Source organism: Fimbriimonas sp. LA-C6, assembly GCF_055398105.1.
Map to the genome: position 1 here is coordinate 4304423 of NZ_AP038796.1, position 23048 is coordinate 4327470.

Consider the following 23048-nt stretch of genomic DNA (forward strand, 5'->3'; position numbering starts at 1 on the left):
GGTACATTTACAGCGTGGAAAAAGTAGCCAATCGTGACCTCTCAAAGCTTTTACGGTTGGCTATTCCCATTGCGATCTTTGTGATTGCTCTTGGGCTGCGTTTGGTTGGGATCGGTTGGGGTCTTAAGAACGATCTTCACAACGCCAGCTATCACCCCGATGAACCCGATATTTTGAGGGCCAGCCGGGCGATTGTGCCTGCGCAGGGGCAGTTCACTCCCCATTTTTATAACTACGGAACTCTGTATCTCACGATTTTGAGGGTTGCGTCGGATGTTACGACCACCTACACAGGCGAGCCAAAGGTCGCGGGTGGCTATAGTGCGTCTAACCCGGACAAGACTGACTGGGACTGGGTTTCGCGTTGCCACTTGGCTGGACGTATTTTGAGTGCTCTTGCGGGGGCGGGTACGGCCTTGATGGTGTTCTTGTTAGGGCGGCGGTGCCATAGCGAGATGGCGGGTGTGTTTGGTGGCCTTTTGATCGCCTTTGCGCCGGCGCATGTGGTTCACTCGCGATTTCAGACGGTGGACATTGTCGCCGCGTTCTTCCTGACCTGTAGCACGTACTATGCGGTGCTTCTTCTTCCTAGGGATGGAGAAGAGAAACCGGTCAACTTTGTCAAAGTCGCGGGGTTGTGTGGGCTTTTTGCTGGGCTCAGTGCCGGAACCAAGTACACGGGCATTTTGGCACTTCTGTCTCTGTTTGCGGCCGTGGCCATTTCCAAGCGTGCGGGTTGGGCTAAAGAGGCGCTTGTGGGCGTAGGAGTGGGACTATTGACGTTTGTGGTGACGACTCCTGGCTGCATTTTGGAGCAGGACATCTTTATCACGAACTTCGTGTATGAGATGAACCACACGTCTACAGGGCACGGTTTGGTTTTTGCAGGCACAAGCAGTGGGTTTGTGTTTCATTTGCTGAACATGTTGCTGGGGATTGGCATTCTTGCTGTTCCTCTTTGCTTCCTGGGGCTGGGGCATGCTGCTTTTGTCAAACACAAATGGGTGCTGGTGTTGTTGGCCTTCTTCGTTCCTTACTACTTGTTGATCGGTAAGGCTGAAGTTAAGTTTTTGCGCTACACGTTTCCACTCTATACGACGATGGCCGTCGGGTTTGGCTATGCGATTGCGGAGGCTCATCGGCGTGGGGGTTGGAGTCGTTTGGTAGTCGGGGCTGGGATACTTGCACTTGGTGGGGTACCAGGTGGTGGTCTTCGTGGGGCTGCGACCATGACTGGATGGATGTCGAGTGAGGACCCACGTGATGAGGCAGGGAAGTACCTGAAGACCTCCGGTGGGACGGTGGGGCTGGCTTCTGATCCTTGGTTTTGGTCACCTGCGCTGTTCCCGGATGCAGCTGAACCTAGATCGGTGAGGCCTGACTTTCGAATGCAGCAGCTTGAAGCTCAGACGAATCCTAAGCTGGTTTATATGTATACCAAGACGGCTCAACTTCCTGAGTTGACGAGTTTTGATCTTCGGCTCATTAACGAAGCCAAGCCCGACCGGATCTGCTTTAGTTCTTTAGAGCTGCCCATGCACTTACTCTCGAAGGACGTTGCTGTATCAGCGCAGTATAAGGGGCAGGTGGATAATTTGAAGGCCTTTATAGCGGCTCTAGAGAAGAGCTATGAGCCCGAGAAGAATTTCGGAGACGATCTGTTGGGTGTCGAGGACCTCGCCTATATTCAGCCAATGGTGTACGTTTGGAAGCGGAAAGGGAAGAGTTAACCGATTCGATAGAGTGGTTTCTCGATCATCTAAGGGTTGAGCGTTCTGCTAGCCCTCATACAGTTCTTGCGTATCGCAATGATCTTTTGATGGCTGCCGAATTGCTGAGCAAGCAAGGGATTCGGCGTTGGGAAGAGCTGTCTAACGAAGTCCTGTTTGATTTTGAAGCCAAGCAAGGGGCTGATGTTGCTCGTACGACGGTTCAGAGGCGCATTAGTGCTTTGAGATCGCTTCTAAAGTTCTTGAAACGCAACGGGATTCTTGTGAAGGCTGATTTGCCTTCGACGGGAGGGTTCCGGAAAGCCAAGCATTTGCCGAAGGCGCTGAGTGCGGAGCAGCTTCAGGCTCTTTTGCAGGCCCCGGATCTTCAGAAGCCGTCCGGTGTGCGGGATAGGGCGCTCATGGAGTTGATCTATGGTGCTGGGTTGCGGGTGAGTGAGGCGGTGGGGCTGGAGATGGTTGGTTTGGACCTTGAATCGGCTTCTGTTCGAGTGATCGGGAAGCGGTCTAAAACACGAATTGTCCCTCTCCCTTCTGAGACGATTCGCTGGCTAGCCTTGTACCTGGAGGGGGCGCGTCCGAAACTTGCAACGCGTGCGAGCTCTCTGGTTCTTCTTTCAGATACTGGGCGACCATTGCTGCGGCAGCGGGCATATGCGGTTTTGGCTCGGTATGCAAAGCTGGCGGACCTGCCGCATGATGTGGGGCCTCACACACTGCGGCACACTTATGCTGTTCACATGCTTAAGGGTGGTGCGGATTTGCGTGTGGTGCAGGAGCTTTTGGGGCACGAGTCGGTCGAGACGACGCAGATCTACACGCAGTTGGACCTTACTGAAGTTCGCGCCCGATACGATAGGGCACATCCTCGGCGGTAGATGGATCGAGCACTGCGAAGGCTGTTTCACCGCTGGACAGCATTCGTTTCAGGTAGGGAAGACAAGTGCCGCACTGGGTGGAGCATCCGAGCTGTTCCTGGATTTGTTGCAAGGACGTGAGGCCCATTTGGTGAATCGTCTCGAAGGCAACGTTCAGGCACACACATTTTCGGACGGGGGTTGGATCACTCATGGGGCTCCGGTGTATCCTTATCACACTTCTATGATATTTTTATCATAGCCCAAGATCGCAATTGGGGAAGGCATCTAAATCCATTTGGCTTCTTTCACCTCTTGCGAGGCGTACGGAAGCGGCAAGGCCTATCATGGCTGCATTGTCTGTGCAGAGACTGATGGGTGGTGTTACAAACGAGATGCCTTCTTTTGCACATGCGGTTGAGAGCCGTTCTCGCAGAGCTAGGTTTGCTGCGACTCCACCGACGAGCGTGAGTGCCTCGCTGTGGAGGCTGACGGCCGTGGCAACGGCTCGGGTAGTTAATACGCTTACGACGGCTTCTTGAAGGCTTGCACAGGCGTCGGCGACGTTGATGTTGGCTCCCTCTTTCTCAACGAGTCTTAGGACTGCTGTTTTGAGACCGCTGAAGCTGAAGTCTGAGGTCTGCCCGCTGAGGCCCCTGGGTAGGGAGTACCGTTTGGGGTTTCCTTGGAGCGCGGCGTCTTGGATGGCTTTACCGCCGGGGTAGCCCAGCCCTAAAAGGCGCGCTCCTTTGTCAAATGCTTCGCCCGCAGCGTCGTCTATGGTTTGCCCGACGATTTCGTAGTTGCCTAACTCGCTGACCTGTACGATTTCCGTGTGGCCACCCGAGACGATGAGGCAGGTGTGGGGGAATGGGATTTCTTGATCGGTCCCCAGGACGCTGCAAAGGTGGCCTTCTAAGTGGTGGACACCGAGCAGTGGGAGGTTTCTTGCGTAAGCGATGGCTTTTGCCGTGGTAAGACCGACACTCAGTGCGCCGACCAGTCCTGGACGGTTGGTGACTGCAATGGCTCGAATGTCATCGAGACTCATCGAAGCCTCGGCGAGGGCCTCTTGGAGCACTGGAATGATTGCTTCTACGTGCGCTCTTGCGGCAGCTTCTGGGACTACACCGCCCCATTTCTTGTGCATGTCGATCTGGCTGGCAACGACATTGGAGAGGACTTTGCGGCCGACAACGATGGCTGCGGATGTCTCGTCACAGCTCGTCTCAATCGCTAGGATCGGTTCTTCGAAGAGCTTCAACGGCTCTTTGGCTCCCAGGTAGCAAGCTCGTGCAGCCACATCACGACTGCATCTTCTTTATTGTCGGGATAGTAGCCCTTGCGCGTTGCGGCTATGTTGTAGCCCAGTTGTTCGTAGAGCGCGATGGCTGCGACGTTGCCTGCTCTCACTTCGAGTGTGGAGCAGAGCATGCCTTTTTCTTTTGCTCGGGTGAGTAGCTCTACCATGAGCTTGCGTCCGATGCCTTGGCGTCTTTGCTCATCGGCGACGGCGACCGTTGTGATGTGGGCTTCGTCGATGACAAGCCAAACACCGCCATAGCCAACGACTTGACCATCTAGGATTGCGACTAGGAAGATTCCGTGTGGATGATCAAGTTCGTTGCGAAACCCCCGTTCTGACCAGGGAGCCGTGTTTGCCTTCCTCTCGATGTCGAGAATGGAAGGAATATGAGACTCCTGGATCTGTTCGAAACGTAAGGTTTTGAGCGCCACTTCGTATTAGTTTACTTAGCCGCCCAAGTAGGCTTCTTTGACCTTCGGGTTTGTGAGCAGATTTTTGCCTGTATCACTCAACACGATGTTGCCTGTTTCCAGAACGTAAGCTCGGTGGGCGATTTCGAGGGCTCTGTTTGCGTTTTGCTCAACAATGAGGACGGTGGTTCCTTCCGCATTCAGATCGGTGACGATGTTGAAGATTTCAGTGACCAGGTTTGGTGCGAGACCAAGGCTGGGTTCGTCGAGCAGGAGAATTTCTGGACGGGACATCATCGCGCGTCCAATTGCAAGCATTTGTTGCTCGCCTCCGCTCATGGTGCCTGAGTTTTGTTTGAACCGCTCGCGGAGGCGAGGGAAACGCTCTAGGACTTTCTCCATGTCGTCCGCAATCTCGTTATCGTTCCGGATGAAGGCGCCTAGTTGAAGGTTCTCGTGCACGGTCATGTTCGTGAAGATCCTTCGACCTTCCGGCGAGTGAGAGATGCCGAGTTTGACAATGTCGTGGGGCGCGCAATCGCAAAGGTCTTGACCTTTGAAAAGGATAGAGCCTTTGCGGGGTCTGAGTAAGCCGCTAATAGTTCGCAACAAGGTGCTCTTACCGGCACCATTGGAACCGATGATCGCAACTACCTCGCCTTGTTGGACGTTGATCGAGACGTTATTGAGTGCCTGGATGGCACCGTAAAAGACATCAATTCCCTTAATATCAAGCATGGGACTCGTTGGGTAATACCCGAAGTTGCCACTTTATCGCTGGGATCTTTCAGGAAGTTCTTCTATTTCTGACCTTGCTCACAAGAGAAATTGTTAATTTGGTTTGCATTCAAAGCGGTTGAGAGCCTAACAAATCGTGTATGTGTGCCTACAATGTTTACTGGGTTTTATGAAGCATCCAAAGTTTTCTCACGCTTTCGAGGTCGTCCGCGACTTGCCGGAGGTGCTTGCGCCTCTCAAGAAGCTTGCAAGCAACTTCCGTTGGAGTTGGAATCACGAGTCGCGCGATATCTTTCGAACAATTGATAACCGCTTATGGGATGACTCGGAGCACAACCCAGTCCTCTTTCTCAATAATTTGGGTCAGGATCGTATTTCGAAGCTGGTTAACGACGCCGTATTCTTGGCTCGTTTAGAGCATGTGAATGCGGATTTGGACCGGTATTTGGCGGATTCCACCTGGTTTGATGAGCAGTTTCCTGGGCAACGAGCGAAGACAACCATTGCCTACTTCTGCTTTGAGTTTGGAATCACGGAAGGACTGCCGATCTATTCAGGCGGTCTCGGTGTTCTAGCTGGTGACCATTTGAAGGCAGCGAGCGACCTTGGCATTCCGTTGGTTGCGGTGGGTCTGCTTTATAACCGGGGCTATTTCCGTCAACGATTGACTCATGACGGCTGGCAGCAAGAGGTTTATCCTCAATACGATTTCTACCAGATGCCTCTGACTCTGATGCGTGATTCGGAGCAGAAGCCGATTCGGATTGAAGTGGAGTTCCCAGACCGTACGGTAACTTGCCAGGTTTGGCGAGCTGACGTTGGACGTATTCAGCTGTACTTGCTTGATAGCAGTGTGCTTGAGAACCAGCCGCACGACCAGGGCATTACAGACTCGCTCTATGGCGGCGATGAGGATATGCGCATCCGACAGGAGATGATCCTGGGAATTGGTGGCATGAAGGCTCTGAAGGCGTTGGGGATTCAGCCTGACGTTTGCCATATGAACGAGGGCCATGCCGGCTTCTTGTCGATTGAGCGAATTCGGCAGTTCATGCTGGACAATAATGTTGATTTCCGAACCGCTCGGCAGGTGGTTGTTAGCGGAAGCGTGTTTACGACTCACACACCTGTTCCAGCTGGCTTTGACATCTTCCAGCCTCCGATGTTGGAGCGATACATGGGCAAGACGATTCAGTCTTGCGGACTGGGCTTTAATGACTTCTTGAAGCTAGGCCGGTTCCAGCCAGATAATCAGGCGGAAGCGTTTAACATGGCTGTTCTGGCCATGGAGACTGCCAACCATGTCAATGGCGTTTCGAAACTTCATGCTGAGGTTTCGCGTTCGATGTTTGCGAGTCGGTGGCCGGGGTATCCCGAAGACGAAGTTCCGGTGGAGCCGATCACGAATGGTATCCATACGATGACTTGGATTAGTCGCCGCATGGCTAAGTTGTTTGACAACTACCTTGGGTCTGAGTGGCGGGAGAGCCCTGAGAAGCTTGAGTCTTGGGCTGGCGTTGAACACATTCCAGACGAAGTGCTGTGGGAGACCATGGAAAACCAGCGTGGCGACCTCGTTCGTTACGTTCGACGAAGACTTTCTTCGGACCAAGATCGTCGCACGGCACAGGCTCCTGAGTTTGGTGTAGTGGGGAATATTCTTGATCCGCGTGTGCTGACGATTGGTTTTGCTCGTCGGTTTGCTACTTACAAGCGTGGCACTTTGATGCTTACGGACCGGGACAGGCTTAAGCAGATCTTGCTTCACCCAGAGCGACCTGTTCAGATTTTGATTGCTGGTAAGAGTCACCCCAGGGATGACGCTGGCAAGAAAATTATTCAGGACTTGGTGAACTTCATCAAGGACAGCGATTTGAGATCTCGGATGGTGTTCTTAGAGGACTATGACATGCAGGTCGCGCGCCATATGGTCCAGGGTGTTGACTTGTGGCTCAACAATCCACGCAGACCCTATGAGGCAAGTGGAACGAGCGGCATGAAGGTGGTTCCTAACGGTGGACTGAACTGCTCCATCCTTGATGGCTGGTGGGACGAGGGTTATGAGCCTGGTCTTGGTTGGGCGATCGGGGATCGTAGCGATGCGGGAGACGCTGGTCATCAGGACTGGTTGGATAGCCGTTCGTTCTATCACTTGCTGGAGAACGACATTACGCCCACTTTCTACCATCGAGTGGAGAACGGCGTGCCAAGAGATTGGATTCGGATGGTGAAGGCTTCGATCATGAAGCTGGCTCCGACATTCTCGACGAGCCGGATGGTGCAGGATTATGCGACGAAGTTCTATATGCCTGCTGCAGCTGCGTATACGGACCGACACGCCGACAACTGTGCACGGGCTAAGGCCGCATTGGACTGGCGAGAGAAGGTCCAAGCGAACTGGCCTCAAGTGAAGATCAGCACTGTTCGAGACACGGCCAATACTTCAAATGCTCTTGGACGAGAGTTCAATATTAGGGCGTTTGTGGAGTTGGGGCAGCTTTCTGAGAAAGATGTTCAGGTCCAGGCGGTGGTTGGAAAGGCAGGTCCGAATCGTGAACTGCTAAAAACCCGCGTGGAGAACCTCACTTTTGTGAAGAACGAAGAGGGCAAGTTTGTGTTTGAGGGGACTGTGGTCTGTGATTTAACCGGTCACCAGGGGTACACGGTTCGTGTTGTTCCTAGCCATGCAGACATGGATACTCCAAGCGAATTCAGTCTCGTTGCTTGGGAGTGAGGCAGCAAAACGGGGTGCGATCAGGTTGATCGCACCCCGTTTTTGTGTGTCAATACTCTCGTTTTCCGCCGCGTCCGCTTCGGCCTGCTCCACCGCGTCCACCGCCGCCGCCGAAGCCACCACCTCGGCCTCCGCCACCGCCGTAGCCGTTATCGCGTCCGCCGGCAAAGCCGCTGTCGCGCCCTCCACCGCTGAAGTCGCGGCCACCGCCGCCTCCGCTTCGGAAGTCACGTCCGCCTCCGCCACCACCGCCCGATCCGGGTGGTCGGGCTTCGTTGACGGTGAGGTTGCGGCCTCCCATTTCTGAGTTGTGCTTGGCTTCGATAGCCTCGTCTAGTTTGTCTGCTGCAATGTCGATGAATCCAAAGCCTCGACCTGCGATGATTCGAGGATTGCTCGGTTGATACGGCGCGAAGTGCGCGAGCATGTCCTCCTCGTTAGCTGAATAGGGAAGATTCCCCACGTAGAGCCTCTTTAATTCCATCCGATTCCTTACTATCTTGTCCACAAATGCGCGGACATTTGAGAGATTCCGCGCTCCATACCAAGACTCTTGATGCTCAGATTTAACCGCGAAAGACGACGATACATTTGCTAGTATAACGTCAAGTTTTCGAGTTGGTAAGTAACTATCGTATCTTGAGGGACCAAATGGTTTCTTCAAGCTGAGAAGTTGAAATCTGATGGAAATTTTCAATGTAATAGGAGGCGCCTTCGATAGGTCTTCCGACCGATATGGCCGTCATTCCAGCTTCTACGATGGACCGTACTCCGGCTTCTGTGTCTTCAAATGCTACGATCTCCGCTGGTGGGACTGCGATTCTCGTGGCACCTAGCAAGAACGGCTCGGGGTGAGGTTTTCCGTTGGTCACTTCGTTTCCAAACACTTTGATCTTGGGTTCTGGGATGGCGGCAGCTTTGAGTCTTGCGTTTGCAACGCTGGTAGTGCCGGAGGTGACGACTCCCCATTGATCTTGAGGGATCTGTGCTAGGAACTCAAGTGCCCCATCGATTGGGACAACACCTTCTGTGTCCTCTGTCTCCATTTGGATGAGACGTTCATTCTCAGCTTCTGCATCGGCGTGGGGAAGTACGAGTCGAATGGAGTCGATGCTTCTTCGCCCATGGATTTGCGACAGGACGACCTCTGGGTCGAGGTTGTGGGAGAGGCACCAGTTGGTCCAGGATCTATTTACGGCTGTGATGGACTCTACAAGGGTTCCGTCGAGGTCGAAAAGGAGGGCGCTGTACCGGAGTTCCACGGTTCATTGTGACACTCACCGAATTCGTGATGGGTTAAGGCTCGGGAATCATACGAGGCTCTGGTCCAGGAGGTCCCTATCTCTTACGCCGATCAGATACAGAATGCCATCCAGTCCAAGGACTGAAAGAGCTTGCTTTGCGTTGGCTTTGACAATGGGTTTAGCACGGAAGGCGATGCCGAGGCCAGCTTGTTGGATCATTGGCAGATCGTTTGCGCCGTCGCCTACTCCGATTACTTGCTGAAGCGAGAGTCCCAGTTGTGCGGCGAGTTGGCGCATGAGTTCTGCTTTGCGCTGGCCGTCGACGATTTCTCCCCGCACCCGGCCGGTCAACCGACCTTCCTCTACTTCGAGTTCGTTGGCAAAAACGTAGTCAATACCAAGTTGCTGTTGAAGGCGTTCGCCGAACAGGGTGAAGCCGCCAGAACAGATGGCAACCTTGTATCCCAGTCGCTTCAGCGTTGTGATGAGACGGGTTGCTCCGTCCATCAGCGGCAGCCTATCGGCGAAGGCTTGGGCTTCGGAGTATGGGAGGCCGGCAAGGAGGGCAAGACGGGCCTTAAAGCTGGACTTGAAATCGAGTTCCCCTCGCATGGCTTGCTCGGTGATCGCAGCAACTTGGTGGCCGACCCCGGCTAGCTTGGCGAGTTCATCGATTACCTCGCATTGAATAAGCGTGGAATCCATGTCAAACACGACTAGGCGACGATTTCGTCGGTACATGTCGTCTGCTTGCACGGCGATATCGACCTCCTCTTGCTGGGTGATGTTCATGAGGTCTTCGTGCATGGCGTCGTAGTCTTTGGGGGATCCGAGGACTGAGAACTCCAGGCATGCGTTGGTTGGCCCGGCGTTTGGTTCCAGTGATATGCGCCGTGAGAGGCGGGAGATTTTCTCGATATTGAGTCCTTGTTGGACTAGGACGGAGGTGAACTTCGCGAGCGATGCGGGGCTGATGACGTTTCCAAGTAGGGTGAAGACTCTCCTCTCTTGTGTCTGAGCAGACACCCAGTCGTGATAGGCTGGATCCTCGATGGGCGTCAGGCGCATGGAAAGCCCTAGCTCGTTGGCTTTAACCAGAAGGCCTTTGATGACTTCGTATGAGCCTTGACCTGGGGGCAGTGATAAGAGCATTCCAAGTGACAGTTGGTTGTGTATCACCGCTTGGCCGATATCTAAGGTTCGTACTTCGTGCTCGGCCAGAATCGCGGTTAGAGCGCTTGTGATACCGGGGCGGTCAACACCGACGATGTTTACGAGGAAGATCTCATGCATCTGGCGGAGTTTTACCACGGATAAATACGGGAAGACGTGATATCTGGTGTCCTCAAGAGCTTGAATAATGGGGATTGGACCCCGACAATTTGAGCATGAACGCCCGAGTATTGCCACCTTTCGCCTTGTGGGTGAATAAGTCCTGCCGTAGGGCCAAGTTTGAGGGCAATTCGTGTGGTTTCGGAGGTAGCCTTTCGGCTTCCTTCATGTTGCGCAGTCTCGTCTCTTTACTGTTTTTTGGAGTCGTTCTTCTTGCGAATGCCGCAGAAGTTAGGGTCGATGGCAATACGCTTGTTATCAATGAATCAAAAGTCCTGAATCTGCATGCTTATGCAGGTGGACTGTCTCCTCACCAGCGCCTTCGACATGCTGTGAGCCTGCTTGGTCCGGTTGGGCAAGTTGATGCCGTAAGCGTGACTAGACAGAAGAAGAACTTCGTGCTTTCCTTGGACGGCAGGAACCTTCTTACCGTGACGGCTCAGGACGCTGTTGCAAGCAAGACCGCTCAAGAGAGACTTGCTTATACTTGGGCAGCGCGCATTCGCGACGCGGTCAATTTGCCTCCCCTGAAAGTGTCTGATGCTCTGTTTGTGGTGCCGACCGGAACGGTGAAGTACGTTCAAATTTATGGTAGCCAGGCAAAGTCTGCGGCGGTCAAGAGTGACGACGTCAATGTCGTTAAGGTCGTCAAGGAAGGTACTCGCGCTAAGATCACCTGCACTGGGGCTGGTAGCACGGCTGTGCACATTTCGTCTCAGGACTCGGAAGTGTTGGTTGAGATGGATGTGAAGCCATTCGCAGCTGACCTGCATCAGGTGCTATCTGCTGAGGTTACTGGCAATCCTTGTACTTCGACGACGATTCGAGGGGCTATTGAAGGTGCTGTGCGTACTCAACTGCTGATGCACCAAGATTCGGTGCTCACGATTGTGCCGCCGAAGCCTGGGGCGCTTGGGATTGGTAAGAGCCGCACGTTTTCGGCTAGAGTTCGGATCGAGGCGCCTAACACGTTTCCCGCTGTCGGGTACGTGAAGATCAATGTTCGTAACGAGCATGTGAGAAAACCTCGCGAGGATGTGCTTTGGTACAGCAACAATCCCGAAAGCGTGAAGACACCAGGCCCGCTGTTCTGTGCTCCTTTGAAAGTGGGTGGGGCTGCCCGGCTCCTTTACCATCACTACAACGACTCGCTTCAGAGCATGTTTTTGAGGGTTCAGGCGATTAATGAGAGTGACAAGCCTGCACGCGTTGTTGTGATTCCTGGTGAGAGTAAGCCGGACAAGAACCCGGTCTTGGCGGGGTTGGTTGCTGCGGATCAGTACGTGCGGAATTGGATCTTTGGAAGTGGGGAAGTTATTACGATCCCGCCGCATTCGACCATGCCGATCTCGCTTAGGCGAATGATGCCTGGAGACACGATGAGCGGGCTCTGTACCATTGGTCTGGTGGAGGGCGACAAAGAGATCTTGGTGCGAACCGATGCGTGGCCTCCTTTTACTCTTGATCCTAAGTGGCAGAGTGTTCTGTTTTCCTCGACTCCTTGGCGAGAGGTTGGTACGCGTCCGATCAACGAGTTTGACCGAGCGCCGTTCTCGATGAGTCAGCATATCTATCCGAACCCTTACAAGCTTGAGACCGTAGATTATAAAGTTGGAGGTCGCTATGGCTTTATACGCATTGGACAAAAGCCGATTGTTCGGCAAGATGCGGATGGAAGCCTCGAAGGTAACTTCGGAGTGATCTATAACATAAAGGCGAGCGTAGAAAATAAAACGAGTGAAGCGACGGACGTCGAGATTGTTTTCGAAGCAAGCGCAGGATACACCGGTGGACTCTTCTTCCTGAACGGGAAGTATGTACGTACACCTTTGCTGCAGCCTAAGGGCGAGGCGAGAATCATGCGTTTTCGAATGTCTCCCGGATCGAAGCAGACGCTTGACATCACCACGCTCCCGCTGTCGGGAGGCAGCTATCCGGCCACGATCACCATTCGGCCGGTGTTAGACTCTCTGAAAAGCTAATTTATGGAACCGTCTTATAAAACAATTGCAGACCTCTTTGCCGTGGCACAACCTTCCGAGGCTGAGCTGCTTGAGACTGCTGAAGAACGAACCACTAAAGAAGGTCGTGACGCACAAGAAAGCGAGGCGCTCGGACGAAAGAGCCTCACCGATGGGGATTTTGAAGCTGCTGTCAAACACTTTCAGCGTGCTGTTTCCCAGCGAGACCCGAACGATATCTCCGCGCGCATTGACCTAGCGGGTGCGTATGACTATGGAGATCAATATCCACAGGCTTATCGCCAGTATGAGACTGCGATTCGGCTTCAAAAAGATGCACTAGAACCCCGGCTGGGGATGAGTGACCTTTATAAGAAATATGGTCGCTTTCGCGATGCGATCGTAACTCTTGAGGAAGCTATTGAGAAAGAGCCGACCAACGCCTATCTTCGCATTAAGCTGGCTGAGACGCTGCGCGACGCGGGCTATCCGAAGAAGGCGTACGAAGCTGCTCAGTATGCGGTCATGGCACAGCCTGAGAACGCATTTAATCACTACTGGGTAGGAGATATTTTGATTACCTTGGGGCGATATGAAGAGGCGTTGGACTCTCTCCAAGCCGCGATTGAGCTTTCGCCCGGAGATGACCATCTCTATGTGCGTGCCAGCGTTGCTTTTTGGTGCTCGAATCGCATGCAAGAGGCGGTCAAGGCTATTCGCTTGGCTAGCGATTTAGACCCTTCGAAAGATTGGTATCACGGAGTGCTCGAGATCCTTCTACGGGAAATGCGGCTGGTTGAAGAAGCTGATCTGGAGATTGATCGAGCTCGAAAGATGGATCGCTATGACCGGGAACTGCTTCGACGACTGCTTGATGAAATGAAGATCGATTCTTCGTTTATCGACGTGGACTAATGGGTTTGGGAGCAGCTTATTGCTGCTCCCGGATTGACTATTTTCTGTGTGAGAAGACAGCAGCTGGTGCGAGTGCCTCATCGGAAATCGCGCCTGCTGGGCTCAGGCGAGCTATCTTTAGTTCAAGTGCTCGACCGCCAGTTCCGTTGAAATAGTCCAGGACAATCTTGTGCTTGCCCTTCGCTAGGGGGGCGCTTCCGGGGGCGATGGTCATGGAGTGGAGGCCGTCGTTGTCGACTATGAGTTTGTCGTCGATGTAGAGTCTCGATCCATCGTCTGAACCTAAAGAGAAGATGTATAGACCGTCTTCGCTTGCATCGATGTAGCCCTCGTAGCGTAGTCCAAAGTGCTCGCGCTCAGCGGATCCATCCTCAACCGTTGGGATCGATTCGATGGACGTCTTGGTTGGAGAGAGGCTTCCGAAATCAGGAAGTTTGCTCCAGTTCCCCTTGAACTCCTTGCACACCAGTCCAGGTTCTGAGTTTGATAATTCAGTTGGCTCCCAAGGCTTAACCTTCTCGAACTTCTGACTTACGAGTTTCGTGACGGGTTTGCCTTTGGCGTACAACTGGGCAGTAACCTCGGATGAGTTCGATAGGGTTAGGCTGGCCTCTTTCTCCTGGGGTGTGAAGACTTGAGTTGTTGTGTCTCCGTTGATAGCGCGAACCGAGACGTGCAGTTCTGTTCCCGGTTTGGCATCTGAGAACGCAAGTTGTATTGAGCCGGTGAACTGCTTGGAAGAAGCTTTGATCTCGGGGCTTACAAAAACGACTGGCTTTTCGGCGAATTTTAATTCGATTACCGATACGGCCTCATCTGGGGCGGTGTTCGGGACTTCGAGCGTGAGTCCCGAGTCTGAACTTGTTGAGAACTTCAGTGGCTTCCTGGTAGAGAGTAGACGCGCCGAGGTTGGCATGCTACCGAGATTGGGAACCTCCAATTTGCCGTTGGATGGCCATTTGAAGACTTGCAGGTAGATGGTGTTGTCTTTCTGCGTGGCGCGTCCAAAATCCAGGGTTTCGAATGGGCTCGCGTCTGTACCGTAGATCGAATCTGAGTTGGCCTTCATCCACTTGGCCAGTGATTTGAGACGATCCTGAGAGAGTTTTGGGAATTCTCCTTCTGAAGTTGGACCGACATTGAGAAGGAAGTTGCCTCCTTTCGATGCGATGTCGCACAGCTTCTGAATTAAGTCTGTGCTGGTCTTGTAGTCAAGGTCATTCTTGTTATAGCCCCAGTGATCGTTCATGGTCATACAGGTTTCCCAGTAGCTGCCAGGGATTCCTGTTGCGGGAATGAACTGCTCTGGGGTGCCGTAATCGCCTACTTCTGCGCCACAACGGTTATTGACAATGACATTGGGTTGGAGGGAGCGACAGAGATTGTATAGTCTCTCGGCGCGGTCCTTGCTCCAAGTTGCCTCCCATTGGCCATCGAACCACATCAGTCCGATATCGCCGTAGTTTGTGAGGAGCTCTTTGACCTGTTTGTGGAGGTACTTCTCGTACTCGTCCATGTTCGGCTGGCCTGTTGCCATGTCGTTCCATTGGCGACGTGGCGCATAGAGTGGGCTGTGCCAATCCATTATGGAGTGGTACCAACAGATTTTCAGACTGGCATTCTTGCACTCCGTTGCGAGCGCTTTCATGATGTCGTGTTTGTAAGGCGTGTTCTTGATGTTCCAATCACCGGCCTCGGAAGGGAAGAGACCGAAACCATCGTGGTGCTTGGTAGTGATGACGATGTACTTCATGCCAGCGTCTTTCGCCATCTTGACCCAGAGTTTGGGATTGAATTTCACTGGGTTGAACTGCTGTCGGAACTTATCGTAGGTGCTGGTTGGGATGTGCGCGCTTTCGAGGATCCACTCACCGTAGTCTGTTTTTCCATTCCAATTCCCAGCGGGCACTGAATAGAGACCCCAGTGGATGAACATTCCAAAGCGAGCTTCTTTGAACCATCTCATGCGGTTCGCTTTTTCGGTTGGTGTTTCAAGGGGGGCGGCGATACTGGAAGCTGCCAGTAAGAGCGCTCCTGCTACAACAGTGGAGTTACGGAGTCTTGAAAAAATCATATGCGGTCGATCCTTCGTGTATATGGAAACCTGTTGCTATGTTACTAAGCTGGCGGGCGGTTGTGTTGCCATTTACCTTTGAAAACAAAGCGTGAATTATCTGAGAGACTTTATGAATTCTCTGCAATTGCACCATAAATCGGGTCAGAATTAATTCATGAGGTTATCCATGAAGAGTCTTTTCCTCTCTGCCGGAATTCTGGCTTTGTTCGTAGTCGTTGGTTGTAGCGCAGGCGGCGATGCTGGCGATCCCAATGTTGGTGCAACCCCTGGTCCTCCAGCATCAACATTGGGCAATCCAGCGGGTAGACCTGGTACTCCGGGCGGGCCTGCTCTCAAGGCTGCACCTCCTAAGGATCCACTAGCTGGCCGATCAGGTGCGGCAGCTGGGCAGTAGCATTTGACTAATAAAAAACGGCTGCCTGAAAAGGGCAGCCGTTTTTGTTGATTTGTTGTTGGGTTAGTCCGTTGTTGTTGTAAACATTGAAAGCGCCCCATATGTTGGAAGTGAGGGATCTGTAACCTTTTTCAACATCTGCCCAGGGGCAACTGACTTTGCGTGACCGTCCGGAAAGCCTGTGTTAGTTCTGCCGTTATTCGGGAACATGATTGCTCCTTCCTGAGTTTTGTTATAGTCGTAGGAGTTATCGCCCCAACTGAGGGATTGAGAGTTACCGGTTCCAACGACTTTAGATGGCTGTGAGCCGATATTTGGCCAGTCGAATTGGAATGATCCGTTTCCGTTGACAAGCAGCGCAGTCCCTGCATTGTCATCAATTGATGTGGTTGTGCGTGGTGTGCCACCGTCTGTACCGAACGTAGCGGAACCCAGAGGCTCGTACTGATTTCCTCCGCCCCAGTAGGCCGCATTGATTCCATAGGAACCAAATTTTGTGGTGCGTGTGCCGCCCTGGCCATTGTTGGCATCGTCTCCAAGCTGAGCAATCTGATCACGTGGAACGTAGTTTGCGTGATCTCGGACAATCTGGGCAGTTGGACTGTGGAAGAGCGCGGCGCTCTTTATGTAGGGATAGACTGAGTCCATCCAGTGGTAGCGGTCAGGGCCTACGCCTGCAGCGTAGGTAGTGAAGACATCGTTATTCCAGTTTCTGGCATAGGTGTCGTCGTTGTCTGAAGTGTACTGAATAATCCCGAGGTTGATCTGCTTAATGTTTGACAAGTCAGCAGTTGCCTTTGCGGCTGCTTTAGCCTGCGCGAACACTGGGAAAAGGATTGCTGCAAGTATTGCAATGATCGCTATAACGACAAGGAGTTCAATTAGTGTGAATGCTTTTTGCTTCATTGGATTTACCGTCTTTGGTTTAAGTGCAAAAGTTAATGAACATGAGTTGCACGAATATGAATTCGGCAGCATGTAGGATGGTGGCCCCTCAAGTAGTGCATTAAGCTAGACTGCTTATTTGCTGTGAGTTGCTTCGGATATAGATCTGTGATGAAATCTCTTGCTTCAAACTGGTTTGAAACAATGAGTAGGATGTTGCTCAAGAGTGAATCAGTGGAGTGTTGACTTAGGCCGTTTCTGCCGACGTTGACTGCCGCTTTCCTACATAGATTTTCTGTTAGCATCCGACTTCTCACTGAATCTCTCGAAAGTCTATCTATTATCTGAGAGGAATGGCGAATCCGTGTGAAAGTATAAGCAAAATGGAATTCAATCAAGTAAATATCTCACCTAATGTCGCCTATGGCCTAGAATGTTTCAGTGAGCAAAGATGCCCAGTTTGATGTTGTTATCGTTGGTGGTGGTCCATCAGGTTCAACGGTCGGTACTCTTCTGAAGACGCACGCGCCTCAATTGACTGTTGCCGTCCTGGAGCGTGAGGTTTTTCCACGCGATCATATTGGTGAAAGCCTTCTACCGCCTATTGGGTTGATTCTTGAGGAGATGGGCGCATGGGATCTTGTTGAGGCCGCCAATTTTCCGATCAAGATTGGTGCTACGTATCGGTGGGGGCGAAAGTCTGAGCGCTGGAATTTCGACTTTTTGCCAGTTGAGAACTTTGTGGATGAGGAGCGTCCAGCGAAGTTTGAAGGTCAGAGGCGTGCGACCGCGTTCCAGGTTGATCGCAGCAAGTACGACAAGATTTTGCTTGACCGAGCCGCAGAAGTTGGTTGTGAGGTTCGTCAAGGTTGTCGGGTAGCCCGTGTCGAACGAGATGGAGATTCGATTCGATCATTAGTGTTAGATTCGGGTGAGACGATTCAAGCAAAGCACTATGTGGATGCGTCTGGTAACGCAGCCGTTTTGCGAAAAGCGTTGGATATTCCCACTGACACACCAACGACGCTCCGCAATATCGCCATCTGGGACTACTGGCAAAACACGGAATGGGCGGTTCGGATCGGTGTCGGTGGGACTCGCATTCAGGTGATGAGTCTTGGGTGGGGCTGGATCTGGTTTATTCCGATGGGGCCAACTCGAACGAGTATTGGTTTGGTTGTTCCTGCGGCCTATTACAAGCAAAGTGAGATGCGACCAGCCGAACTTTATGCGAAAGCTCTGGCTGAAGAATCGATCATTGCAGAATTGATGCGCAATGCCACGAGTGAAGGGAAGCTGCAGACTACTAAAGACTGGTCTTTCCTGTCCGAAAGACACTATGGTGAGAACTGGTTCCTTGTTGGGGAGTGTGCGGGGTTTGCGGATCCTATTTTATCGGCAGGCGTTACTATGGCGCATGTGAGCGGCCGTCAGCTGGCTTATACAATCGCTGAGATTGAGCGTGGTGAGCACGCTGCCGGCTGGTTGAAGGAGCAGTTCGAGCTAGGGCAAAAGGAACGAATCCTGACTCATATTCGATTTGGCGACTACTGGTATACGGCCAATGCTCAGTTCACTGATCTTAAAGAGTTCACAACCCAGTTGGCAAGTGATGTGGGCTTAGATCTTACTCCAGAGAATGCATGGGCTTGGATTGCACAGGGTGGCTTCATTACTTCTGATCTGCGTATTGGCACCGGCGGTTTCAATATAGGTAGCGCTCTGAAGATAGGAGAGTTTCTGAGCGACATGGACGTTACACTCTCGCTTGAGCAAAACAATGTATTTCGATTGAACCTAGAGGGCGCAGTGAAGAAGGACATCGCTGTATATCATCAAGGGCGAATATATCGAGAGAATTGCTATGTTCGGAACGGAAGGATCTTACCGCTGCATAGTCAAATTCTCATGATGGTGTATGTTCTGGAGAAGGAGTCAAAATATCCGGCCATCTTGAGTCTCCTAGTTCAAATGTCCGAGGAAGATCCGTTTGTGGCTACTGCGCTTCCCCAAGTACCTGAGACGCTTGAGGCTATGGTTAATGACGGGTGGGTTGATGCAACCTACGATCCTTCACTGCCGCTCATCAAACGAAACCGCAACAGCAGTACCGTGAAGTCTAATGAGGATTCACTCACAGCTATTTGAATGTCCCTGATGAGGGACACTCACTCATAGGCCTTGCTGGGCGATTTCGATTGCTCGGAGGGCTGCCTTGGCCTTGTTTTTGGACTCGTTGTATTCGAGAGTCGGCTGTGAGTCGTATACGACGCCTCCACCTGCCTGGACGTATGCCTTTCCGCCTGATAGATAGATGGTCCGGATGGCGATACAGGTGTCTAGGTCCCCGGAGTGGCTGAACATTCCGACGGCTCCAGCGTAGGTGCCTCGTCGAGTGGGTTCTAGCTCGTCGATGATTTGCATAGCCCTGACCTTGGGGGCGCCACTGACTGTGCCTGCTGGGTGACAGGCTCGGAAGAGGTCGTAGGCGTTCATGTCGGGACGTAGCTTGCCGGTTACATCGCTGACGATGTGCATCACGTGACTGTAGCGCTCGATGACCATCAGTTCATTTACGTTGACGGAGCCGTATTCGCAAACTCGACCGAGGTCGTTACGGCCTAGATCAACGAGCATGATGTGTTCAGCTCGCTCTTTTTCGTCGCTGATGAGTTCTGCGGCAAGGGCCGCATCTTCTGCTTCGTCTTTACCTCTCCATCGGGTTCCGGCGATGGGCCGTACTCTTGCGTTGTCAGCATGGAGAGACACCAGAAGTTCTGGCGAGGCACCCACAAGATCGAAGTCACCGAAGCGGATGAGGAACATATACGGTGACGGGTTGATGGATCGCAGGGATCGGTAGATCGTGAGGGGGTGTGCTTCGACCTTGGTAGAGAAGCGCTGGGCGGGGACCATCTGGATGCCGTCTCCTGCTGCGATGTACTCGATCATGCGGGAGACCATGTGCTCAAACTCTTCTTGCGTGAGATTGGACTCCACCGGGTGAGACTCATAAGATTCGCTTGGTAGCGGTGGGAGCGGCTGTTTGAGGCGTTCTCGTATGCCGTCTATTTCTTTGGAGGCCCGGTCGTAGTCCTTGCTGGAGCCGTCGGTCATGGCTACGATGCGCACTAGGTTTTTGGCGTGGTCGAAGACGACGACGGTATCGGCGAGCATCATGGCCATGTCGTCTACGTTGAGGTCGTCTTTTGTGGTGTCGGGGAGCTTCTCAAAGAAGCGAGCCATATCGTAGCTCAGCATGCCCACTGCGCCACCCGAGAAGGCGGGCAAGCCTGGAATGTGAATGGGAGTTTGCCCAAGCATCTCGGCTTGCAGTACGTGCAGCGGGTCTTTTCCTTCTTCTAGCTGAGTGCGAGTGTCGCCATCTGCTGTGATTTTGCGCACGTTGCCGTTTTTGGAGCGCAGTACAGCCTTCGGCCGGACTCCTAGAATCGAAAACCGTGACACCTGCTCACCGCCGGTGACACTTTCAAGGAGGAAACTGTACGTCTCATCGTGTGAAAGTTTCCAATAAGCGCTTACTGGGGTTTCAATGTCCCCCAGGACATCGCAGTAAATCGCCATGGGCGTAGAGCCGCCCGTTTTTTGAAGAAACTCTTCACGAGATGGAACCAACATCTGCAAGAGAATACATGCAAACGGCCCCGGAACTGTCCCGGGGCCTGGTTAGAGGGGTTGAATCAGCTTTTTCGAGAGGGTAGATCGAATCGCTTGTTTTGAATTGATACAAGAAGCGTGCCAAACTAGATGGGTGTCTGGTTTTTCCACCCATACTGGCAAACTTGCAGTGCTTCCTGATGACAGCGTTGATACGGATCGCATTATTCCTGCTCGATTCCTATCGCGAGTAAGTAAGGCAGGTTACGGAGAGCTTCTGTTTAACGACGTCCGATCTGCTACTTTTCCGTTGGACCAGCCTGCGGCGAAAGATGCGTCTATTCTTGTGGTGGGCACCAACTTTGGCTGTGGTTCCTCGAGAGAGCACGCTGTTTGGGCGATTCAGCAAGGTGGTTTCAAAGCCGTGGTTGCTCATAGAGAGGAGAATTCGCCAGGGTATGGCGACATCTTCCGGCAGAACTCTGCCAACTGTGGGTTGTTGCTTGTTGAACTGGATACGCCTGCTCACGAGAAGCTCGTTGCGTTGGGTTCTGGGGGAGAGGCCACGATTGATTTACCAGGTCAGACCATTTCTTTTGCGGGTGAGAAGTTCACATTTGACATTAACCCAGCGACGAAGGCTGCTCTAATTGAGGGACGGGACTTGATCGGTACGACGATGGTTTACGAGCCTCAGATTGAAAAGTACGAGGCAGCAACTGTGGCTTTTGTGCCACCGAGGGCATGATGAGACAGTTCTTTGCTTTGGCTCTGTGCGGGACTGTGTTGGTGGGATGTAATACGCCTCCTGCTGATGACGTTGTGGCGCCAACAAAGAAGGCTCAGACTGGGGAAAAAGAACCGGCGAGGTCAACCCAAACAGTCCCAAAGATCACGAACCCTAACCGAATCAATCAGCTTGCCGATTTGGAGTCATCTACTCTCAAAGTGAATGGCAAGACAGTCCAGATTTGGCTGATGGATAACGACTCGAAGAGACAAGAGGGGATGATGTTTTTGGTTGACAAGGACGTTCCCAACGACCGTGGGATGCTATTCCTTTTTTCGTCCGTGCAGCCTGCTGAAGAACATGGGTTCTGGATGAAAAACTGTCCACTTGGGTTGGACATCGTTTATGTTGATAAGAATAAGAAGGTGGTCAACGTAGGCGATGGTTTGCCGTTCAACGAGACTCCTGTGAAAGCCGATGGCCCCTATCAATACGTTTTGGAGCTGAAGCATGGGCAGTCCAAGCCGTTTGGCATCAAAAAGGGCTCGCAGCTTGAGTTTTCGGATTCACTGAAGTCGAAAGATTGAGGAGTGGGGCGAAAGTCCCTCCCTCGAATTTTTACGGAGCCAGGGAAGTCCTGCCTTGGTAGGTTGCCATACATATGTTACGTAGTTTGATTGCGCTTGTATTACTGTGCTCTGGTCTTGCCTCTGCCCAAGAGCTTAAATCGCCTGATGTGATTTTGGGGCGCAACTCGGTTGCTCGAATGATGCCACAAGAGTTTGTCTGCGCTGGAACAGATTTACAAGCGGGCTGGTCTCCATCGGGCGACTGGCTACTCGTTCTGAAATCCCAAGCGGTCGCGCGTGAATCAGGAGACTCTATCGATCTGTTCCCTCAGTTTCGTCGTAACTCCGAAGTGGGACCTGCGCAGCTCGTGGCGTATGGTGCGAAGGGTCGGAAGCTTCAAGTACTGTTTGAACTAGATGGTTTGAGAGCCTCCTTTGAGGATCTCATCTGGTTCCCGAAATCGAACAACTTCCTCGCCGTACTCACGGAATCGGTGAAGCGTCCAAGTGGAGAGGTGGTTGGTGGGCGTGGACTCTACATTGCTTCTCCATCAACCGGAAAGGTTAAGAGCATCGGTGTATTTGCCTCCGAAGACAGTGCCCGCATCGAGATGTCCCCTGTTTCTTCGTTGTGCGCGATCGTTTCCATGAGGCGCGCTGATTCGGATTTGCCTGAACACGATCCATCTCTGAGGAGTGTCAGATTCGTGGGGATGGACGGAGTCGTATCTCCTCCTGTCGAATTGCCTCCTAAGTCGTCTTTTCTCTGGATTCCTGGTTCTGGAAAGCCAGCCGCTGTAGTATCAAAACGCGATGCAAGTGGACGCAAAAACACCCTCACATGGTTTAGTGTGGATGTCCAAGGTCGGAAGGTGTCGCCCATGATCGCGCCAGAGGCTGTATTGGACAAGCCAGGAGATGAAACCGGTGAGGGAGATGACGAGAAACTTCATAACCAGTTTGCATTTGGGAATTTCACTCTGCGTGCTAAGGGACTGGTTTTGTTCAGCGACCGCCTCGATGTGAGGAGTGGTGATTACACGGCGAAGGCAGGCACGGTTTGGCTGGGATTCAAGGATGGGAAGGCTGAGGACGCCGGGGTTGTTTCTACTGATGCCAAGGATGTCTCGCTGGCCTCAACGGGCGAGAGACTCTGTTTCGTCAGTCAAGGGTCGGTATATGTTCGGACGATTGCTAAAGTGTCTCGGGAAGAGTACAACCGACAACTTCTAGCAGCGCAGAAGCAGCAGGCCATTAATTACGCGAAACAAGCGGCGCTGGCGATGATCATGTATTCGGCTGATAATGACGATAACTTTATCAGCAAGGCAGACAACTGGAGGGATAAGGTTTTCCCTTACACGAAGGACAGGGACATCCTGTCTCGGTTTAATTTAGAGTTCGCTGGCGGGAATGCGACGAGCATTGAAAAGCCTGCGGAGACTGTGCTGGGTTATGTCAATGCTCCTGGTGGTCGTGCAGTGGCTTACACGGATGGACACGTGAAATGGATTCCGAATCCGTAAAGCGGGCAGATTAGAAAAAGGA

The 23048-nt window shown here is 52.5% G+C and carries 20 protein-coding genes; 10 read left to right on the forward strand and 10 right to left on the reverse strand.

Annotation, left to right across the window (positions count from 1 at the left end):
* Positions 1–14: 14 nt before the first annotated feature.
* Together ACZ51B_RS19835 and ACZ51B_RS19840 are read left to right on the forward strand one after the other, a co-directional pair.
* Positions 15–1730 carry an ArnT family glycosyltransferase gene (locus tag ACZ51B_RS19835; protein WP_464295078.1) on the forward strand — a complete coding sequence of 572 codons (1716 nt, stop codon included), beginning with the start codon at positions 15–17 and terminating at the stop codon, positions 1728–1730.
* Positions 1706–2608, forward strand: coding sequence for a tyrosine-type recombinase/integrase (locus ACZ51B_RS19840; RefSeq protein WP_464295079.1), 903 nt, complete (start codon positions 1706–1708; stop codon positions 2606–2608). The genes ACZ51B_RS19835 and ACZ51B_RS19840 overlap by 25 nt, the downstream gene beginning before the upstream one ends.
* Here the strand turns inward: ACZ51B_RS19840 and ACZ51B_RS19845 are convergent.
* Genes ACZ51B_RS19845 through ACZ51B_RS19860 form a run of 4 tightly spaced genes read right to left on the reverse strand, consistent with a single transcriptional unit; the run spans position 2562 to position 5041 of the window.
* Positions 2562–2801, reverse strand: a complete 240-nt coding sequence (locus ACZ51B_RS19845; protein WP_464295080.1) for a (2Fe-2S)-binding protein — start codon at positions 2799–2801, stop codon at positions 2562–2564. The two genes, ACZ51B_RS19840 and ACZ51B_RS19845, sit on opposite strands and share 47 nt — an antisense overlap.
* 42 nt (positions 2802–2843) lie before the next feature.
* Complete coding sequence (gene tsaD, locus ACZ51B_RS19850) at positions 2844–3890, reverse strand: tRNA (adenosine(37)-N6)-threonylcarbamoyltransferase complex transferase subunit TsaD (protein ID WP_464295081.1); 1047 nt, start codon at positions 3888–3890, stop codon at positions 2844–2846.
* Positions 3848–4324: a ribosomal protein S18-alanine N-acetyltransferase gene (gene rimI / locus ACZ51B_RS19855; RefSeq protein ID WP_464295082.1), complete on the reverse strand. Its 477-nt coding sequence runs from the start codon at positions 4322–4324 to the stop codon at positions 3848–3850. Before rimI ends, tsaD begins: the two co-directional genes overlap by 43 nt.
* 15 nt (positions 4325–4339) lie before the next feature.
* Positions 4340–5041: an ABC transporter ATP-binding protein gene (locus ACZ51B_RS19860; protein ID WP_464295083.1), complete on the reverse strand. Its 702-nt coding sequence runs from the start codon at positions 5039–5041 to the stop codon at positions 4340–4342.
* Positions 5042–5210: 169 nt separating this feature from the next.
* Here ACZ51B_RS19860 and glgP point away from each other — a divergent pair, with 169 nt between their 5' ends.
* Positions 5211–7775: an alpha-glucan family phosphorylase gene (gene glgP / locus ACZ51B_RS19865; protein WP_464295084.1), complete on the forward strand. Its 2565-nt coding sequence runs from the start codon at positions 5211–5213 to the stop codon at positions 7773–7775.
* A gap of 49 nt (positions 7776–7824) precedes the next feature.
* Here glgP and ACZ51B_RS19870 read toward each other — a convergent pair whose 3' ends face one another.
* The 3 genes from ACZ51B_RS19870 to serB all read right to left on the reverse strand — a co-directional run bounded on the left by ACZ51B_RS19870 (position 7825) and on the right by serB (position 10312).
* Positions 7825–8259: an RNA recognition motif domain-containing protein gene (locus tag ACZ51B_RS19870; RefSeq protein ID WP_464295085.1), complete on the reverse strand. Its 435-nt coding sequence runs from the start codon at positions 8257–8259 to the stop codon at positions 7825–7827.
* A gap of 145 nt (positions 8260–8404) precedes the next feature.
* Complete coding sequence (locus ACZ51B_RS19875; protein ID WP_464295086.1) at positions 8405–9037, reverse strand: HAD-IA family hydrolase; 633 nt, start codon at positions 9035–9037, stop codon at positions 8405–8407.
* A 48-nt stretch (positions 9038–9085) separates the two neighbouring features.
* Positions 9086–10312 carry a phosphoserine phosphatase SerB gene (gene serB, locus ACZ51B_RS19880; RefSeq protein WP_464295087.1) on the reverse strand — a complete coding sequence of 409 codons (1227 nt, stop codon included), beginning with the start codon at positions 10310–10312 and terminating at the stop codon, positions 9086–9088.
* Between the two features lie 206 nt (positions 10313–10518).
* On the opposite strand from serB, the gene ACZ51B_RS19885 reads away from it, so the two are divergent.
* Together ACZ51B_RS19885 and ACZ51B_RS19890 are read left to right on the forward strand one after the other, a co-directional pair.
* Positions 10519–12333 (forward strand): hypothetical protein, encoded by a 1815-nt coding sequence (locus tag ACZ51B_RS19885; RefSeq protein WP_464295088.1) that lies wholly within the window; start codon positions 10519–10521, stop codon positions 12331–12333.
* 3 nt (positions 12334–12336) lie between these two features.
* Positions 12337–13227 (forward strand): tetratricopeptide repeat protein, encoded by an 891-nt coding sequence (locus tag ACZ51B_RS19890; RefSeq protein ID WP_464295089.1) that lies wholly within the window; start codon positions 12337–12339, stop codon positions 13225–13227.
* A gap of 37 nt (positions 13228–13264) precedes the next feature.
* On the opposite strand, the gene ACZ51B_RS19895 is transcribed toward ACZ51B_RS19890, so the two are convergent.
* Positions 13265–15301, reverse strand: a complete 2037-nt coding sequence (locus tag ACZ51B_RS19895) for an alpha-L-fucosidase (protein WP_464295090.1) — start codon at positions 15299–15301, stop codon at positions 13265–13267.
* Between the two features lie 169 nt (positions 15302–15470).
* Here ACZ51B_RS19895 and ACZ51B_RS19900 point away from each other — a divergent pair, with 169 nt between their 5' ends.
* On the forward strand, positions 15471–15698 hold the full coding sequence (locus tag ACZ51B_RS19900) for a hypothetical protein (protein ID WP_464295091.1): 228 nt from the start codon (positions 15471–15473) through the stop codon (positions 15696–15698).
* A 63-nt stretch (positions 15699–15761) separates the two neighbouring features.
* Here ACZ51B_RS19900 and ACZ51B_RS19905 read toward each other — a convergent pair whose 3' ends face one another.
* Positions 15762–16604: a prepilin-type N-terminal cleavage/methylation domain-containing protein gene (locus ACZ51B_RS19905; protein WP_464295092.1), complete on the reverse strand. Its 843-nt coding sequence runs from the start codon at positions 16602–16604 to the stop codon at positions 15762–15764.
* Between the two features lie 420 nt (positions 16605–17024).
* On the opposite strand from ACZ51B_RS19905, the gene ACZ51B_RS19910 reads away from it, so the two are divergent.
* The gene (locus ACZ51B_RS19910) at positions 17025–18731 is read left to right on the forward strand and encodes an NAD(P)/FAD-dependent oxidoreductase (protein ID WP_464295093.1); all 1707 of its coding nucleotides are present in this window, start codon (positions 17025–17027) and stop codon (positions 18729–18731) included.
* A 24-nt stretch (positions 18732–18755) separates the two neighbouring features.
* On the opposite strand, the gene trpE is transcribed toward ACZ51B_RS19910, so the two are convergent.
* Positions 18756–20168 carry an anthranilate synthase component I gene (gene trpE / locus ACZ51B_RS19915; protein ID WP_464295094.1) on the reverse strand — a complete coding sequence of 471 codons (1413 nt, stop codon included), beginning with the start codon at positions 20166–20168 and terminating at the stop codon, positions 18756–18758.
* Between the two features lie 187 nt (positions 20169–20355).
* Between trpE and leuD the strand changes: the two genes are divergently transcribed.
* From leuD to ACZ51B_RS19930, 3 genes are all read left to right on the forward strand, one after another.
* Entirely contained in the window at positions 20356–20949 is a 594-nt protein-coding gene (gene leuD / locus ACZ51B_RS19920) for a 3-isopropylmalate dehydratase small subunit (protein ID WP_464295095.1), read from the forward strand.
* Positions 20946–21518: a DUF192 domain-containing protein gene (locus ACZ51B_RS19925; RefSeq protein WP_464295096.1), complete on the forward strand. Its 573-nt coding sequence runs from the start codon at positions 20946–20948 to the stop codon at positions 21516–21518. Before leuD ends, ACZ51B_RS19925 begins: the two co-directional genes overlap by 4 nt.
* A gap of 74 nt (positions 21519–21592) precedes the next feature.
* Positions 21593–23026: a hypothetical protein gene (locus tag ACZ51B_RS19930; protein WP_464295097.1), complete on the forward strand. Its 1434-nt coding sequence runs from the start codon at positions 21593–21595 to the stop codon at positions 23024–23026.
* Positions 23027–23048: the final 22 nt, after the last annotated feature.

Coding starts and splice junctions, on each gene's coding strand:
- ACZ51B_RS19845 (WP_464295080.1), bottom strand. CDS start 2,801: ATGAGTGATCCAACCCCCGTCCGAAAATGTGTGTGCCTGAACGTTGCC.
- ACZ51B_RS19860 (WP_464295083.1), bottom strand. CDS start 5,041: ATGCTTGATATTAAGGGAATTGATGTCTTTTACGGTGCCATCCAGGCA.
- glgP (WP_464295084.1), top strand. CDS start 5,211: ATGAAGCATCCAAAGTTTTCTCACGCTTTCGAGGTCGTCCGCGACTTG.
- ACZ51B_RS19870 (WP_464295085.1), bottom strand. CDS start 8,259: ATGGAATTAAAGAGGCTCTACGTGGGGAATCTTCCCTATTCAGCTAAC.
- serB (WP_464295087.1), bottom strand. CDS start 10,312: ATGCATGAGATCTTCCTCGTAAACATCGTCGGTGTTGACCGCCCCGGT.
- ACZ51B_RS19885 (WP_464295088.1), top strand. CDS start 10,519: ATGTTGCGCAGTCTCGTCTCTTTACTGTTTTTTGGAGTCGTTCTTCTT.
- ACZ51B_RS19890 (WP_464295089.1), top strand. CDS start 12,337: ATGGAACCGTCTTATAAAACAATTGCAGACCTCTTTGCCGTGGCACAA.
- ACZ51B_RS19895 (WP_464295090.1), bottom strand. CDS start 15,301: ATGATTTTTTCAAGACTCCGTAACTCCACTGTTGTAGCAGGAGCGCTC.
- ACZ51B_RS19900 (WP_464295091.1), top strand. CDS start 15,471: ATGAAGAGTCTTTTCCTCTCTGCCGGAATTCTGGCTTTGTTCGTAGTC.
- ACZ51B_RS19905 (WP_464295092.1), bottom strand. CDS start 16,604: ATGAAGCAAAAAGCATTCACACTAATTGAACTCCTTGTCGTTATAGCG.
- trpE (WP_464295094.1), bottom strand. CDS start 20,168: ATGGCGATTTACTGCGATGTCCTGGGGGACATTGAAACCCCAGTAAGC.
- ACZ51B_RS19925 (WP_464295096.1), top strand. CDS start 20,946: ATGATGAGACAGTTCTTTGCTTTGGCTCTGTGCGGGACTGTGTTGGTG.
- ACZ51B_RS19930 (WP_464295097.1), top strand. CDS start 21,593: ATGTTACGTAGTTTGATTGCGCTTGTATTACTGTGCTCTGGTCTTGCC.